The following is a 16873-nucleotide window of genomic DNA, read 5'->3' as shown; positions in this document are numbered from 1 at the left end:
GCTTATAAAGTGTATAACGAAATAGAAGGAGAACTGTACAACGTAATTGTAAAAGAGTTTTCTGATCTTATTGATAAAATAAAAGAACACCCTTTTAATGTTGAATTGATAAATAATACATTAGATTATGAAAAATTCAAATTCTACCTTCAGCAGGATTTTCTGTATTGTATAGATTGCGCTCGTGCTTTTTTAATTGTTCCAGCTAGAGTTGATGATATTGAAATGATGAGTAGTTTAATCAATTTGGCACAAGGAGCATTTTATGTTCGAGAACAGTATAAAAAATATTTTGAAGATTGTGATCTATCTGATGATCACAAAAAGTCAAGAGCTTGTTCTGCCTTTACTGACTTTTTCATGAGTGCCGCATATCACAATTCTGTTAATGAAGCTTTAGTAGCATCTTATTCTTGCTTTAACATATACCAAATCGTTATACGCCATATGGTAAATGAGATAACAACTAAAGGGGTTAAAAATAACAAATACAAAGAGTGGATCAACATTTATAGTAGCGAAACAGTAAATGCTGTAATTGATGAGATTACTGATATTACAAATAAGCTATATAAAAAAGCTAGTGACTGTGAAAAAAAGAGGATGTATGAGTTTTTTAAGAAAGGGCTGGAATTAGAAATAATGTTTTGGGATGAGGCATATTACTCTAATATATCTAGCAAAGAATATTAGCAGCGGATTATTTACGTTAACTTGATCTTTTATCGGTAACTACAGTGTTCAGTGGCATAATTAGGAGCTGTTACGGGTCAAATCTTTTAAAGGATATAATTGAGCATCCTTTTAATGTTGAGTTAGTGAATAACACCCTAAATATAGAGAACTTCAAATTCTATACTCAACAAGAGGCATTGCTCTTAGGTGATTATATTCGTGCCACCTTAATTGCTGCATCCAGAATGGAAGATTATAGTAGTATTATCTTGCTTGCTGAAGTAGCCCAAAGAGCAGTGACTGCTAGTAAAGTGCTACATGACTATTGCTTTGCTATATACGGTATAAATCGTGGAAAGAAATCTCTTGAGTGTTTTAATTTCACTAATTTTCTTTTATCCATCTCGTATAGTAATACCTATGAGGCTATGACGGTTTTGTATTCTTGCATGTTTATATACGAGACTGTCGTTGATAGCATGAAAAATAGATTCAAGAAAAATAATAGATATAGGGATTGGTTTAATTTTTGTTACAGTGATTCAGTAAAGTCTGGATGCATTATTTTGGAAAATATTGTTGATGGATATTGCAGCAGAGCAAGAGAAAACGAAAAGAGCAGAATGCTTGAGTTGTTTAGAATAACTGCACAATTTGTGTTAGATTTTTTGAACGGTGCATATAATTTTTCAAGATTCAATCAATTTCCTAAGGAACATTGACAATTTTAAGCTAATTTGTATCCTTAATAAGTATTTTTTAAAATGCTATGAAAAGTAAAGAACATGATTTTCATTTAGTGGATCCAAGCCCTTGGCCAATTGCTGTATCAGCAGCAATTCTTATTCTTGCACTTGGATTAGTTGGCGCGCTTCATAAACAAATTGTCGGAATGTTTTGTTTAGTTTTGGGAATCTCCGCAGTATCAGGGGTGCTGTTTTATTGGTGGAGAGATGTAATAAGGGAGGCCATTTATGACAAATGTCACACTGCCATTGTAAAACATGGACTCAAATTTGCAATGTACTTGTTTATTCTCTCGGAGGTCGTATTTTTTATAGTGTTCTTTTGTTCATTCTTTAAAGCCTGGCTTGATCCAGTTTTTTTATTTGAGGCGTTTTCTCCTGCAAAAAAAGTTGAATGGCCCCCTGAGGGAATTTTGCCACCTGATCCGTGGTCACTACCATTCATGAATACATTAATATTATTGCTTTCTGGTACAACAATTACTTGGGCAAATCACTCTTTACTTAAAAATGATAAAAAGAGCATGATTAAAATGCTGTCCATAACTATATTGCTTGGAGTGTTTTTTATAATAGTGCAAGCAATAGAGTATCATGAAGCGAGTTTTTCTCTACAAGAAACAGGAGAAAAGCTTATTTATACATCCAATTTTTATATGATTACCGGTTTTCACTGCGCACACGTTATAATAGGAATAATATTTTTATCAGTGTGTTTATTTAGAGCACGGAAAGGCCAATTTACACTTCAGGACCATTTGTGCTTTGAGTTTGCCTCCTGGTATTGGCACTTTGTAGATGTAGTCTGGATATTTTTATTTTTGTTTGTCTATTGGTTAAGCGTTTATTAAGTGGTTAAAATAATAGGTCTAGATCCAGGAATAAGCAAGACTGGGTGGGCCATTATCAGCCTGAACGAAAAAAATAATATTGAATTTTTGGGCGGCGGTACCATATCAACTGATGGTAAATTGGGTACAGGTGAACGCCTACATATAATTTTTGAACAATTAAAGAAAGTAATTTCCCTATACTCTCCGAATGAAGCTGCGGTGGAGAAAATTTTTGTTAATAAAAATCCTAAATCTTCACTAACTTTAGGATATGCAAGAGGGGTTGTAATTTTAGCGTTAAAAATAACAAAGCTAACTATGAATGAATATGATGCAAACTATGTAAAAAAAAGCATTACCGGAAATGGCCATGCTGATAAGGATCAGATTATATTTATGGTGAAGCAGATAGTTAAAAATTTGAATATAAAATGTCACCATGCTGCTGATGCTCTTGCTGTAGCAATTTGTCATGCTTATACGAAAGGTTCTTGTTTTGTTGAGTAACTTTTATATGGGATTCAGTTTGAAGATTTCCAGATCTGGAAAAACTATTTGATTGTATTTATCTTGTCTAACGTTCGTTGCAAAATAATACATGCGGAGATTTTATCATCTATTTTTTTCGATTTTGTGATTGATATTCCAGTAATTTTTAGTGTATGAGTTGCGATAGATGTTGATAAGCTCTCGTCTTGTAAGTATGTATTTACTTTATATTTTTTTATTATTTTATTTGCAAATTGGATTATGGTTTTACACCATTTAGTTTCTTGCTCGTCTATGTTTAATGGTATTCCTATTACCATTGATCCAGCTTCATTTTCTTTGAATATTCTATGCAGATAACCTAAATCTTTGCTCATATTTTTTCTGTGATATATGCTATGAGCTGTGGCTATGAGCTGTGTTTTATCGCTAAATGCTATGCCTATTTGCTTTTCTCCCATGTCAAGGCACATTATGCGCTTATCTTTTGGAATAGACTTTAGAAACTCATCTGGATTTCTATGTAGCATCTATTAGACTTCCTTTAAAGTGACCTTACCAAAAAAGTGGAGAGAAAGTTAAGAAAATTTTTTACAAAAAGAATAATGAATCAAATTGCTCAGGAATGCAATAGACTTCTTGCATAACCCAAACTAAGTAGAAAAAAGATACCGTCTTGTTAGTCAACAAAAAAGTCATAAAAATTCTCCAAATTGCATAATAAAATCAAAAAATACTTCCAACTGTGTAGCAGTATACAGATTATAGTTAGTGGATATGTTGATAAGTAAATTAGTTACATATAAAACAGCAGAAATTTACTTATCAACATATCCACTAACCAACAACATTCAATAAATTTGTGTAAGATGCCATTTTACATAAGATGAATTAGAAGCATTTTTTGATTTTAAAGTACTAAACCTTCAGTTAACCTTTTAGCCCTATAGTTCTTGATATGATCTGGATCAAAGGCCTTTTTTGAACTTAAAACACCAAAAACTATATGAAGTAACTTACGCATTGCAGCACCAACTATGGCCATAGCATGCTTGCCTTTCTCTTTTAATCTTTCGCAAGAAGCCATAATGATAGGATTATGCTTTTTAGCTGCTATAGCAGGAAAGTACATTGCTTTACGTAATGTTCGTGAACCGGTTTTACTTAATCTGGGCTTGGCATGTACGGATGAGCCTGATGTTATATTTTGTGGTATAGTTCCAGCATATGCTGCCAATTGCCTAGCATTTATAAAGGCTTTTATACCAGGAATTTCAGCTAAAATAGCTATTGCTGTTTCCTCTCCTATTCCTGGAATAGTTAATAGGAGTTGAAAATCTTCCAACAATTCTTTGTGTTGTTTTAATAGTTCGCGTATGGAGTTTTTTATTGTTTCTATTTTTTGCTCTATGTTCATTGCAAGGTCTTCCCAAGCATTTGCAACTTCTTTAGGCAGTCTCTCTTTCTTTTCTAAATGATTATTTGCTAATGTTAACTCATCCTTTAACGCATTTGAGCAACGATAAAGATGTTTTAATTTTTTCTTTTCAGGAGAAGGTGGTGTCCAACGAGAAGGTTCCTGTCTTTGACAATAATCTGCAATAATCTCTGCATCAGTCTGGTCATTCTTTTGTCGTGTAAGCTTACTTTTTGCATAAAATCTTATGCAAGCTGGGTTTACAACACTAACGAAATATCCAGCGTTGTGGAGGAACTCAGCCAAAGCTTCGCTATAACAACCAGTGGATTCCATGCAAGCTTTTACTTCTTCTACGTTATGTTTTTGTAGAAAGTTCAGTAGACCTTGAAACCCAGTATCATCATTTTTAAATTTCCTTTTCCTAGTTTCACGCTTTCCTTTTTTACTTATGAATGAGAGAGAAACATCAAAGCGTTCTTTTGAAACATCTATACCTAAAAAGTTGTTGATCATATATAACTCCATATACTACTATTAAAAATGAAAAGTAAGGCTTACCTTGTGAATACAGAATTAGAACCATTTAGGCCTTTCTACGATACCGTCCAGCCTCTACTTTTGAGAAGGGAACTCTTTTCTTTTCTACAGATTTTATATCTAAGGAATCTTCCAGAGTTCTTCCCTTCTCCACCTAATGCTTAAGCTTAAAAACACTAGATGCTTTTTTCAAGATACAAGGAATCTTCCAGAGTTCTTCCCTTCTCCACCTAATGCTTAAGCTTAAAAACACTAGATGCTTTTTTCAAGATACAAGGTATCATCTAAGTAGCTGACACTGGTTTCTATCCAAAAGGGCAGTGCCCCTATGATGTCATTCCAGTGCTTGACACTGGAATCCAAACTTTAATTGTTATACTTGTAAATAAGTCTGGTGAGAATAGACGTTCATCTCAAAATGCAGTATTTTTGTTGAAATAGCTCAACTGGATTCCAGCGTCACGCGCTGGAATGACACCTTGTGTTTGCATAGCTGTACGAACATTGTGATTTGAGAGCAATCTCCACAAGGGAGGATGTCATTCCAGTGCCCAGACACTGGAATCCAGGAAAAAGAATGGTGTCATCCAAGTAGCTGACACTGGGATCCAGAAGACTTAATTTCAACCAAATAATAAAGGCTGGATCCCAGTGCTTGGCACTGGAATGACAGCAATCCTACGTCATACCGCGATTCATTCGCGGTATCTCGGCCGCTAACAAGTAGCGGGATGACGGTTATCGTTTAGCTACAAACATTAAGAAATTTACCAAACGAAAAAAAAGGCAAAAGGTATCCGTTCAGCGGAGTGGCAGAATAAGGTAGACAAGGTGATCTAAAAAGATAATCATAGAGCAAAAGTGAAATAATATGGTAAACCTTTTAGAACTTTGCAAAAATTTACAGCAAAAAATAGAAAGGTTAGAAGCAAAAATAGAAAGATTGGAAAAAGAGAATGAAAGTTTAAAAGCAGAAAATAAGGCTTTAAAGATAGAAAATGCTGAGTTAAGAGAAAGACTCGGTTTAAGCTCAAAAAATTCATCAATACCAAGTTCCAAAGAGTTGTATAAAATAAAAAAGAATAAGCCGAAAAGCGAAAGGAATATTGGCGGTCAGGTTGGTCATAAAGGAAGTTTTCGCGCCAACATGGATGCAGATAAAGTAGTAAAGATAGAGTTGCCTAATACTTGCGAATGCGGAGGAGAAATTGCAATATGTGAAAAACCATATATTCATCAGAAAGTTGATCTTCCAGAAATCAAGCCTTATGTAGTGGAATATCAGTTAGAACATGGCCGTTGTCGGAGATGCGGAAAGAGAAGAAGTAGCAAGTTACCGGAAGGTGTTACGCCAGATACATTTGGTCCAAGGGTTAAGTCAATAATTGCAGCGTTCAGCGGATTCTACAAAAATTCAAAACGCGAAATAGCGAGTGTCGTAAATGATATCTTCAATTTGAACATAAGCGTCGGTAGCATATCAAATAGTGAACATAGAGTTGCTTCAAAATGCAAAAAAATGTATGAGCAGATCGAACAAGAGATAAGTAGGAGTAAAGTTCTACATATTGATGAAACGAGCCATTATAACAAAGGTAAACTCGCTTGGTGTTGGATGTTTGCAAGCAATACGGCAAGTTTTGTAAAATTTACAGAGTCAAGAGGAATGAAAGTTTTACAAAATAGTAAATTCTGCAATCGCAATAGCTTGGTAATAACTGACAGGTATGCAGCATACAATTATTTTGCCGATAAAAACAGGCAAATCTGTTGGGCACATTTATCAAGAGATTTTGAAAGATTAGCACATAGTTGGAATATTGAAGTTAAAGTTCTGGGTTGTTACTTGAGAAACGTGGCCACTGAATTATTTGCACTAAAAAAAGCTTTACTAAAAAGTGAGATAGATGTTTTGAGGTTTGTCAGACGTGCCAGAAAATTAAGAAAACGTACAAAGTATTACTTGAAGGAGATATCTCGTTTACCTGAAGCAATTGGAGCCTCTCGAGTTGCAAAAAATGTTCTGAGATCTGAAAGAATGATGTGGAAATTTTTAGATGACCCAGAAAATATTCCGCTGACAAATAACCACGCTGAACGGCAAATTCGGCATTATGTCGTTTATCGCAAAAACTCATATTTTACACAATCAAAGCGGGGAAATACATTCCTTGAGCGGATAATTTCATTATACTTAACTTGGAAACAAAGGGGTCTCAATCCTTTCCAAAATCTCCTATCTATTGTTTCTTAAACCACTCTCCTGAACGGATACGGCAAAAGAAGCCTCGTGGTTGGCTAATTACTTACATTATACTTTCAAGTATGGCGTTTTTTTATTCTAAACACTTAATAACCGCGATTCAATTGCTTTTAAACCGCAACTAATCTAAATTATAAACGTTAAGAAATTTACTAAACAGAAAAAAAGGCAAAAGAAACCCTAGGGTAGCTAGTTATTCACTATCCATTTTTTAAGTTGGCGTTTTTTTATGTTTTAAACGCTTTATAAGCGCGTTTCAGCTTATGTAGGTAGAAGTTTTATAAAGACATAAGGTGCACATAGTGCAAAAAATTAAACATGAGACGCCAGATACGTGAGTTTTTTTGTCATTTAATCTGTACAGAGAAGATAAATAAATAGCTTCAATTTTATGATAAGAGGGCTGGCGAAGCTTGTCAAGTAATCTTTTGCATTTAACCCGTTTCTATGGGTAAAACAATCTGCATACCACTTAGCTAACATGAGTTTTGTTTTGACTTTTTGTGCTAATTTTGCAGAATATTAAGATTATCATTTAAATAAAATACATGACGAAAGAGGATTGGGAAGCGGTAATTGGGCTTGAGGTACACGCTCAAGTTTCTTCTAATACGAAGCTATTTTCTAGCTCATCAACGGAATTTGGTGCTGAGCATAACACTCAAGTTTCTCTAGTTGATGCGGCAATGCCAGGTACGCTGCCAATACTAAATTATTACTGCATAGAGCAAGCAATACGCACTGGTCTTGCACTTTCTGCAGAAATTAATAAGTATTCTTACTTTGATCGGAAAAATTATTTTTATCCTGATTTACCGCAAGGTTACCAGATAACTCAGTTTTTTGAGCCAATAGTTAAAAACGGTAGAGTATTTATCAACGACAATGAAAAAGAAATAAGAATTGCGAGAATTCATTTAGAGCAAGATGCAGGAAAGAGCGTTCATGAGGAAAGCAAAACTTATGTAGATTTAAATCGTGCAGGGGTTGCTTTAATCGAAATTGTTTCAGAACCAGATCTCCGTTCATCTGCGGAAGCTGCAGAATGCATGAAAAAATTGAGGCAGATTTTGCGTTACACTGGTTCGTGTGATGGTGATATGGAAAAGGGATCACTTCGTTGTGATGCAAATGTTTCTGTCCGCCTAAAAGGCAGTAATACATTTGGCACTCGTTGTGAGATAAAAAATCTGAACTCGATACGTCATATTGTGCAAGCTATAGACTATGAAATACAAAGACAAATTGAAATTTTAGAAAGTGGAGAAGAAATAAGTCAAGATACCTTATTGTTTGACGTTGCTTCGGGAAAAACAAAAGTGATGAGAAGCAAAGAGGATGCAAGCGATTATAGATACTTCCCTGAGCCTGATTTATTACCTGTTGAGGTAAGCCAGGAGAAAATTGATTTAATCCAATCATCTTTGCCCGAGTTGCCAGATCAAAAAAAGCTCCGATACATTGAGGAATTAGGTATCAATGAATACGATGCAAACGTCATTACTTCCGATAAGGCGATTGCTGATTACTTTGAGGAATTGATAAAAAAACATGATTCAAAGCTCGCGGTCACCTGGTTAACTGTAGAGCTTTTCGGTCGTTTAAATAAAGCAAATATTGATATTGTGAGCTCCCCAATCAAAGCAAATGCTTTGTCAGAACTCTTAGATTTTATCGTTGATGGAACAATCTCTGCTAAACTTGGTAAACAAGTTTTTGATATTATGTTTGAAACTGGAAAGCCTGCATCCCTTATTATAGAAGAGCAGGATCTCAAGCAAATAACTGACAAATGTCAAATTTCAGAGGTAATAGATAAAATCATCAATAGCAACCAAGATAAAGTTCAAGAATACAAAAGCGGTAAAACAAGATTATACGGATTCTTTGTCGGCGAAGTCATGAAACTCACCAAGGGAAAAGCCAGCCCTGATGTCGTGAATTCAATTTTGAGTGAGAGATTAGGATAAAAACAGGGGTAATGTATCTAGAAGATGATTCTACTTGGGGGGTCAAACGCATTTACCATGGTATTACCTTTCAAGAGTTATTGATCGTAATATCTCTAATGTCTAAGATGGGTAAAGAATGTTCTTTCTCCATAGACACAGAGTTAGAGTCAGCTCAAGGTTTTGATGATATTGTTGTCCGGCATGAGCAAAATAAAGGTATAGTACATGAGTTTACACAAGTTAAGCACAACCAAGATGGAACTGAAAAAATCAGTGTAAGTAGCTTATTAACAAAAAGTGGTAAGTTTAGTATTTTAAAACTTTTTCCTGCCTATTTAAAAATCAAAAATAGTGAAAAGTTTAGTGATGGAATAAAGCATTTTTTTGTCGCTACGAATATGGATTTTGATTCACCATATTCAATACAACATAAAGTAAGAAACCTAAGAGCAATGTTAAGTGGAGAAAATAAAGGAAAAAAACTTTCATTTGTAAGGATAGACACAAAAGATGAGTTTCTGGATATAGGTGATAGTGCAAGATATAGAATTAGTGATTCAGATGGTAGTGCTGCTCAATACTTGAAGCAAAATATGGATTTTATAAAGCGTGAGATAGGCAAGGAAGTTAGCAATAAAGAGATAGAAGACTTTTTAAATGAATCGGTGTTTGTGGTTAATTTACCCCATGAAGCTCAGCTAAGAGAATTATTGCTAGGTAAGTTGAGTAGTAGGTTGAACAAAAAGTTTGACTATATTGGTAACAATCAAATCTTTTGTAATGATCTTCTAAAAAAAATATCAGACTGGGTAAAAGATATAAAAGCGCGTCCTCTTTCGTACAAAGAAGGAGAAGAACTTTTTCGAGAAGTTGAGCTGTGGGCTAGTACTTTAGGTAAGATAGAACAAGGAGTAAAAGAAAAGAATGAAAGAATTGATAAAGTAATAGAACAACAACATAAGGATAGTAAAACACTACATAAAATATATGTGGCTGTAACGACACAGGATAACAAGCGGGTAGGGAAACCTATTCAGTTTAATATAAAACATCCGGTTGAAATGTTTGTTGGAAGAAAAAATGAATTGCAAGAAATATATGATAGGCTGCATAAAAGCACTGACAAACCAATGGCAATATCGCGGATTGTTGTTATTGGCGGTTCTGAAGGAGTAGGGGAGAGTGAGTTAGCCAGAAAATATGCTTGTGAATATAAAGAGCATTATGATGGTAATCTTGTATGGGTAAATGCAGGAACACAAAAGGATCTTGAAGAATCGTTTAAAGGATTAGCTAAGGAGTTAAATAGAAGGTTACCTGAAGGTTCGAAAATTTTTATTACAGATGAAGATACTGAACAAGAAAAGGGAATCAGATCTATTATTAAGAGTGTATATAGATATTTTAAAGATGTAAAAAGTCTTTTTATTTTCGATAATGCAAGAGAATATAAAGACATCAGTAAATTTTTACCACTGTCTTTATATCCTGACTATAAAAAACCTTATGTTTTAATTACTTCTCGTGATAATAAGTGGGAAGCAAGAGGAGATATAGAAGTAATAAAGTTAGATATATTCAATAAAACGGAGGCTTTGGGATTTATTAAGAAGTCCTTAAATATAGATGACCCTTTACAGGATAAGGAAATAAAAGAGCTAATGGAAAAGCTGCAGTATTTGCCCTTGGCTTTAAAGCAAGTGGTAGTGTACATTCGCAACAAAAATAAAGAATCAAAGTTGAGAGGTTATGGAAGATTTGAGATAAGTGATTACTTAAAGGAGTGTCAACGGTACACAGGAAAATCACTTAAAGAAGGAGTTTGTAAAGATGAAGATTGTTATGCTGAAGCAGTTTCAATAACTTGTACCATTACGATGACACATATACAAAAAGAATACGGCTGTGAAACGTTGAATATTCTGGAGATAATGGCTTATCTTGCTCCTGACAAGATTCGTATAGAAGAAATCTTTTTAAAATTAATAGCAAATGATGAAGACAAACTGCGGGGTGCTGTTGAGCTACTTGATCGATATTCAATGATTGACTTGAAAGAGAAAGTGGCAAGTATTCACAGAGTAGTGCAGAGAATAACTAGATTAAAATTACAAAAGGAGGGCCGAGAAGAAGAAGTTCTAAGGAAAGCTTTGGAATTGGTAAACATTGGTGGTTTAACACAAGGTGGTATGAGTCATATTGCATCTGTATGGGGATACACAAGTATATACGGTAAGTTGATTGATAACTTTTACTTTAACTCATCTTATGTATATGGAGGAACACTGTTTATAAGGAAAAGCACCCCTTTGCACTTGCTTGCTGAAAGTGGTGATTGTAAAGCAATTAGTGCAATAGTAACACATATAGAAAAACATTACCCTGGTGAATTTGTAAAAACTGTTAATGTTAAGGACAATCACGGTCAAACTTTGTTGCATATTGCTGCTCAGAGTGGAAATTTGGGTGTAATGAAATGTCTAGTCAATAAAGGTGCTAGCACTAATACTAAAGATAAATATGATAATATTCCATTGCATTCAGCTGTTTACGCTGGAGAATTGGATATAGTAAAATACCTGGTTATTACAAATAATAACATTAATGCTAAAGGCGAAGATGGCAGGACTCCATTACACATTGCTGCTATAAATGGAGATCTGGATATGGTGGAATATCTAATCAAAAGTTATGCTAATATTGACGCTAAAGACAATTATGGTATGACTCCATTACATTTAGCTGCTGACGTTGGGGAATTAGGTATAGTGGAATACCTAATTAATGAGGATGCTTATGTTGATGCTAGGGACGAACACTACAGAACCCCATTATTTTTTGCTGCTGAGAATGGAAAGTTAAATGTAGTGAAGTGCCTAATTGAAAAAGGTGCTAATGTTAATGCTGAGAATGAATATGGCGAAACAGCATTACACCGTGCTGTCTATAGGGCTACTTTCAGTGGAGACTTAAGAATAGTGGAGTCTCTAATCAATAAAGGTGCTAATGTTAATGCTAGAGATAGAAATAGTAAAACTCTGTTACACTACTCTGCTTTATCTGGAAGCTACAATATTGCAGAATGCCTTATTCAAGAAGGTGCTGGTATTAATGCTAAGGATAAAGATGGCAACACTGCACTACACTTAGCTGTTATTAGGAGAAAGGTTGATATAACGAAGACGCTACTAAAACACAATGCAGACGTTAACGCTAGAAATAATTTGGGGAATACAGCACTGGACTGTGCAGTTGATAACTGCCAAGAACTTGTGGAGTTGCTTTTAGCTCATGGTGCATCCCGTGACTATTGAAATTTTGCATTTAATTTATAGCTCCGCTTCTATCAGGGCATAGGATGACAGAAGTGGGCTTTAATGGCTGTAGTACTATAGCTGTTATACGCCAAAAGTAAGTATTAGATATAACAAATAGAAGAAATTAGATAGAATGATTAAAGGGGCAAGGATATAAAGGTTTAACTTGAAATAACCTGATAAAATTTGAATCACACTTCCAAGTGCTGGCACCCATGAAAGTGATGCAACTGCACAAATCAGTAGATTTCTTACGATTTTTGGTGTTTTATGCTCGTTCTCTAGTTTGCGGTATGATTTTCGTATAGAGATTGTTATTCTACCTAAGTACCAGTTAACTATTCCACCAAGGCTTGATCCTAGTACTCCAAAAAATAACATAAGTAGTGGAGTGTAATACGACCTGAAATAAAGCATGGTATTGAACACAAAACCTTGATGTATGGGTAAGACTAATGATGATACTAGACTATCTGTGAATAACAGGAAGTAGTTTTCCATATGAGTTTACCAGGTTGTTGTACCATCTTCATTATCAGAAATTGTAACCCCTATTTGTTTCAACTGGTCCCTTATTTTGTCTGCAGTATTATAATCTTTATTTTGTTTTGCTGCTCTTCTTAAATCTATCAATCTTTCTATTTCTTGATGACTCACACCAGCAGTAAACCACTCTTGATAGCTTGACTCAAGAAGACCAATAAATCTGGCACTCTTAACAAAACTCTCAGTTAATTTAAGCTTTTCACTTTCATTACTCATTTTGTTGATTTTTGCAGCCATTTCATGTAATATAGCTAGAGCTTCAGGAATGTTTAAGTCGTTTTTTAAAGCGTCTATAAAATCTTTAGAAATCTCTGCATTACTTTCATCAATATTTATTGTATCTAAACCACGTGATAATCGATAAAATTTATTTAAGGTTTCCTGTGCATCAGAAATAACGTTTTCTGTCCAATCAAGTGGTTTTCTGTAGTGAGTTTTGAGCAGTGCATAGCGTATTACTTCACCCTTTATTCCACTATCTAGCAAATCCCTTACTTTGACTATATTAAATAAGGACTTGCTCATTTTCTCTTCATTTACTGTAAGAAAACCGTTATGCATCCAGTATTTTGCAAACATTGATCCAGCAAATGCAGACTTACTCTGTGCAATTTCATTTTCATGGTGAGGAAATTGTAAATCTATGCCGCCACCATGAATATCAAAATCTTTGCCAAGGTAAGCATATGACATTGCTGAGCATTCTATATGCCATCCAGGCCTGCCCTCTCCCCATGGGCTATTCCAATAACTTGAAAGTTTGTAGTCAATATCATTTGCAGGCTTCCACAGCACAAAATCTCCAGGGTGCTTTTTATTTTCATTAACTTCAACTCTGCTACCTGGAACCAATTCATCAGTTTTTTTTCCTGATAAAGCACCATATTCATGGTAAGATTCTATATTAAAATACACGTGTTTGTCAGATTCGTAAGCGTGGCCTGATTGCAGTAAATGTTCAATTAATTTTATAATATAATCTACGTTTTCCGTTGCTTTTGGTTCGTATGTTGGTTTTTTACAATTTATGCTTTCCATATCATCATGAAAAGCTTTAATGTAATATGTGGTTATACTTTCTATGTTGCTATTTTTCTCACTTGCTGCATTAATTATCTTATCATCAATGTCGGTTATGTTACGCACATAGGTAACTTTGCCATAACAAAACTTAAGTAGCTGAAATAACACATCATACACAACAACAGATCGTGCATTGCCTATATGTGCTGTGTCATATACTGTTGGTCCGCAAACATACATTTTCACATGATCTTTATCGATTGGTATAAAAAGTTCCTTTTTTTTTGTTAAGGTGTTGTAAAGCCTAACCATATACAAAGCTTTTGAGAAAAGAAAATGCCCCAATTATAAGTTGTGGCCCTTTGACTACTACAACAAGAGTAAGCAATAACCCACACAATGATATTAGAACTCCCAATATGGATAGAAACCCATCTTTACTCATGATACCAAGCGAAATAAGAGTCGTACCAATTGCAGGAATGAAGTTAGTAAGAGGTAGTGGAAGAGCTATTGATAACGCACAAAGCAGCATTATAAAAGCTAAAATTTTTTCACCGGGCCCATAGAAAATAAAAGACATTCTTGGTCTCATGAACTTTTCTATTTTTTTTAATGCTGGAGAAGTTTTTTCCACCACAAGAGCTAGTGTTGAACGCTGAAAAGATTTTCTTTCTAGCCAACTGGGCATCCAAGGAGAATCAAATCCAAATAGAAGCTGCAGTGAGAATAAGATTAAAGGTATAGAAAGAATAGTTGTATAACCAGGTGGAACCGGTATAGGCACCGATAGCGGCAAGGAGAAGATGATTATTAAAATACCAAAACCACGCTCATGCAAAGCTGTTTTAATGTCAAACAAAGTTACTTTATCGCTATCATTGTTATTGGTATCTGCAACTTCTTTTAGAATATCAGAAGCTAATTTATCACTTTTAGTCAACTTATCATTTTTTGACACGAAAAACCCTTGATAAAAATAATTCTTAACACAATTATTGTTTTATTTCAATATGCATTATTCATTTCGCGCTAGTACTTCGTTCTTTTGTTAAAGTGTTGTAAAGCTTTTAAGAAGAGAAAGTGCTCCGGTTATAAGTTGTGGTCCTTTGAGTATTACAATAAGAGTAAGCAACAACGCACACAATGACACTAAAACTCCCAATATGGATAGAAACCCGTCTTTACTCATAATGCCAAGTGAAATAAGAGTTGTGCCAATTGCAGGAAGGAAGTGAGTAAAAGGTAATGGAAGAGCTATTATTATTGCACAAAGCAACATCATAAAAGCCAGAATCTTCTCACCAGGCCCATAGAAAATGAAAGACAGTCTTGGCTTCATGAATTTTTCTATTTTTTCTAATACAGGGGAAGTTTTCTCTACCACAAGAGCTAGTGTTGAACGCTGAAAAGATCTTCTTTCTAGCCAACTGGGCATCCAAGGAGAATCAAATCCAAATAGAAGCTGCAGTGAGAATAAGATTAAAGGTATAGAAAGAATAGTTGTATAACCAGGTGGAACCGGTATAGGCACCGATAGCGGCAAGGAGAAGATGATTATTAAAATACCAAAACCGCGCTCATGCAAAGCTGTTTTAATGTCAAACAAAGTTACTTTATTGCTATCATTGTTATTGGTATCTGCAACCTCTTTTAGAATATCAGAAGCTAGTTTTTTATCTTTAGTTAGTTTCTCACTTTTTTGCACAATTATCCTTTAATAAAATATTCCTCTTAAGCTAACATAGTTGTTGCTGTATTTCAATATTTGTTATTTATTTCATACCAACACTTCATCTCTTTCATTCTTTAACCTGACTAAGTTTTTAAACAGATGACATGCACTAAGGTGCATGTCACGAAGTATGAGGACGCTAACGATCTGGTTCATTAGACGATAATTTTTCTGAGTCCTTAAGCTCCTGTTTAAGGTTTTTGATGCCTTTTCCTAAATCACCCATAACTTGCGGTAATCTGCCTGCACCAAACAGAACTAAAATTATTATTAAGACTAGAAACAATTGCCATGGTCCTAAACTCATTTTCACCTCCATTTAAAATATTGACCTTTAAATATTAAAACTTGACTGAAGTCAAGTAACACATAGATTATATCACCTTTATTTAATTATAAATCAAGGTTTTTTAATTATTTTATAACAATCCCAAACTAGATTATTTTCTTGCAGCGAATAAGTGGAAACTTTTCGCTTAACTGTAGAGTAGAAGAGAGCTCACTAAAAAACTTTGCTAGCGTATCATCTTTAGGCTTATGGTATATATCGCTAGAAACTCCTGATTGAATAATTTTACCATTTTTCATTACGTAGATAAAATCTGCAACTTTCAATGCTTCTTGCGGGTCATGAGTTACCATTAGCACAGGGATATTTTTACTTCTAAAAAGGGACAATATATGTTGTCTTATTCGGCACTTGAGCAGTATATCTAAATTAGAAAATGGTTCATCTAACAACACAACATCAGGGTTTTGTGCCATCACTCTTGCTATTGCAACTAATTGTTGCTGTCCTCCAGATAAGGCGTTAGGGTACATATTTTCATATTTTTCTATATTGAGTAACTTCAAGATTTCCAATGCAATTAGGTGCTTTTCTCTCTTGGAAGAGCTGCGGATAGCAAAGGTTATATTTTCTACTACTGTTTTATGAGGAAATAATGCAGAATGCTGAAAAATCAATCCGATATTTCTATGTTCTATAGCGACTGATGCCTTATTACTTGCAACTAACCTATCATTTATAAAAATAGTTCCAGATTTTGGATTTTCTATCCCCGCAATTAATTTCAAAATTGTTGACTTGCCACAGCCAGAATGCCCCAATAAACATGCAACATTTCCTTTCTTTACTTTAATGTTTATATTGCTTAAAGCAAAGTCGTTTTGATTGTTATAGAAATAACCAATATTGTTAACTAGCATTAATCTTACTTAAACCATGTTATTAAATATAATAGCATTATACTCAAGAAGTACAGAAATGTTTTTTGTCGTCATAAATTGGTTATGCAAGAAATCTAGAAAAGAAAGGATTTTTTGCTATAACTTTA

The 16873-nt window shown here is 34.4% G+C and carries 15 protein-coding genes; 7 read left to right on the top strand and 8 right to left on the bottom strand.

All coding sequences use genetic code 11. From position 1 onward, the window contains the following. Window positions 1-9: 9 nt before the first annotated feature. Genes EA652_RS00560 through ruvC form a run of 4 tightly spaced genes read left to right on the top strand, consistent with a single transcriptional unit; the run spans window position 10 to window position 2761 of the window. The gene (locus tag EA652_RS00560; RefSeq protein ID WP_012673063.1) at window positions 10-693 is read left to right on the top strand and encodes a TenA family protein; all 684 of its coding nucleotides are present in this window, start codon (window positions 10-12) and stop codon (window positions 691-693) included. A gap of 44 nt (window positions 694-737) precedes the next feature. After that, on the top strand, window positions 738-1397 hold the full coding sequence (locus EA652_RS00555; RefSeq protein WP_006280356.1) for a TenA family protein: 660 nt from the start codon (window positions 738-740) through the stop codon (window positions 1395-1397). Between the two features lie 47 nt (window positions 1398-1444). Further along, on the top strand, window positions 1445-2272 hold the full coding sequence (locus EA652_RS00550) for a cytochrome c oxidase subunit 3 (RefSeq protein WP_006279354.1): 828 nt from the start codon (window positions 1445-1447) through the stop codon (window positions 2270-2272). Then, entirely contained in the window at window positions 2273-2761 is a 489-nt protein-coding gene (ruvC, locus tag EA652_RS00545; protein ID WP_012673062.1) for a crossover junction endodeoxyribonuclease RuvC, read from the top strand. It begins immediately after the preceding gene. Between the two features lie 44 nt (window positions 2762-2805). On the opposite strand, the gene ruvX is transcribed toward ruvC, so the two are convergent. Together ruvX and EA652_RS00535 are read right to left on the bottom strand one after the other, a co-directional pair. Next, window positions 2806-3273: a Holliday junction resolvase RuvX gene (ruvX, locus tag EA652_RS00540; protein ID WP_007548834.1), complete on the bottom strand. Its 468-nt coding sequence runs from the start codon at window positions 3271-3273 to the stop codon at window positions 2806-2808. A gap of 380 nt (window positions 3274-3653) precedes the next feature. Beyond that, on the bottom strand, window positions 3654-4676 hold the full coding sequence (locus EA652_RS00535) for an IS110-like element ISWen2 family transposase (protein ID WP_007548332.1): 1023 nt from the start codon (window positions 4674-4676) through the stop codon (window positions 3654-3656). Window positions 4677-5571: 895 nt separating this feature from the next. Between EA652_RS00535 and EA652_RS00530 the strand changes: the two genes are divergently transcribed. The 3 genes from EA652_RS00530 (at window position 5572) to EA652_RS00520 (ending at window position 12229) form a co-directional block, all read left to right on the top strand. Next, window positions 5572-6954 (top strand): IS66-like element ISWen3 family transposase, encoded by a 1383-nt coding sequence (locus tag EA652_RS00530; protein WP_007548562.1) that lies wholly within the window; start codon window positions 5572-5574, stop codon window positions 6952-6954. Between the two features lie 557 nt (window positions 6955-7511). After that, the gene (gene gatB, locus EA652_RS00525) at window positions 7512-8933 is read left to right on the top strand and encodes an Asp-tRNA(Asn)/Glu-tRNA(Gln) amidotransferase subunit GatB (protein WP_007548988.1); all 1422 of its coding nucleotides are present in this window, start codon (window positions 7512-7514) and stop codon (window positions 8931-8933) included. Between the two features lie 11 nt (window positions 8934-8944). Next, complete coding sequence (locus EA652_RS00520) at window positions 8945-12229, top strand: ankyrin repeat domain-containing protein (RefSeq protein WP_012673061.1); 3285 nt, start codon at window positions 8945-8947, stop codon at window positions 12227-12229. Between the two features lie 84 nt (window positions 12230-12313). On the opposite strand, the gene EA652_RS07340 is transcribed toward EA652_RS00520, so the two are convergent. The 6 genes from EA652_RS07340 to EA652_RS00490 form a co-directional block, all read right to left on the bottom strand. Beyond that, window positions 12314-12733, bottom strand: coding sequence for a YqaA family protein (locus EA652_RS07340; protein ID WP_012673060.1), 420 nt, complete (start codon window positions 12731-12733; stop codon window positions 12314-12316). Window positions 12734-12739: 6 nt separating this feature from the next. Further along, the gene (gene cysS, locus EA652_RS00510) at window positions 12740-14113 is read right to left on the bottom strand and encodes a cysteine--tRNA ligase (protein ID WP_012673059.1); all 1374 of its coding nucleotides are present in this window, start codon (window positions 14111-14113) and stop codon (window positions 12740-12742) included. Next, window positions 14106-14762 (bottom strand): exopolysaccharide biosynthesis protein, encoded by a 657-nt coding sequence (locus tag EA652_RS00505; RefSeq protein ID WP_007549323.1) that lies wholly within the window; start codon window positions 14760-14762, stop codon window positions 14106-14108. The genes cysS and EA652_RS00505 overlap by 8 nt, the downstream gene beginning before the upstream one ends. A 90-nt stretch (window positions 14763-14852) precedes the next feature. Beyond that, window positions 14853-15509: an exopolysaccharide biosynthesis protein gene (locus tag EA652_RS00500; RefSeq protein ID WP_007548270.1), complete on the bottom strand. Its 657-nt coding sequence runs from the start codon at window positions 15507-15509 to the stop codon at window positions 14853-14855. A gap of 166 nt (window positions 15510-15675) precedes the next feature. Continuing rightward, on the bottom strand, window positions 15676-15843 hold the full coding sequence (gene tatA, locus EA652_RS00495; RefSeq protein ID WP_006013840.1) for a twin-arginine translocase TatA: 168 nt from the start codon (window positions 15841-15843) through the stop codon (window positions 15676-15678). A gap of 128 nt (window positions 15844-15971) precedes the next feature. Continuing rightward, the gene (locus tag EA652_RS00490; RefSeq protein ID WP_006280146.1) at window positions 15972-16745 is read right to left on the bottom strand and encodes an ABC transporter ATP-binding protein; all 774 of its coding nucleotides are present in this window, start codon (window positions 16743-16745) and stop codon (window positions 15972-15974) included. Between the last annotated feature and the right edge of the window lie 128 nt (window positions 16746-16873).

The sequence above is a fragment of the Wolbachia endosymbiont of Drosophila ananassae genome (genome assembly GCF_008033215.1).
GTDB lineage: Bacteria > Pseudomonadota > Alphaproteobacteria > Rickettsiales > Anaplasmataceae > Wolbachia > Wolbachia pipientis.
This window is presented reverse-complemented; position numbering and strand designations above follow the sequence as displayed.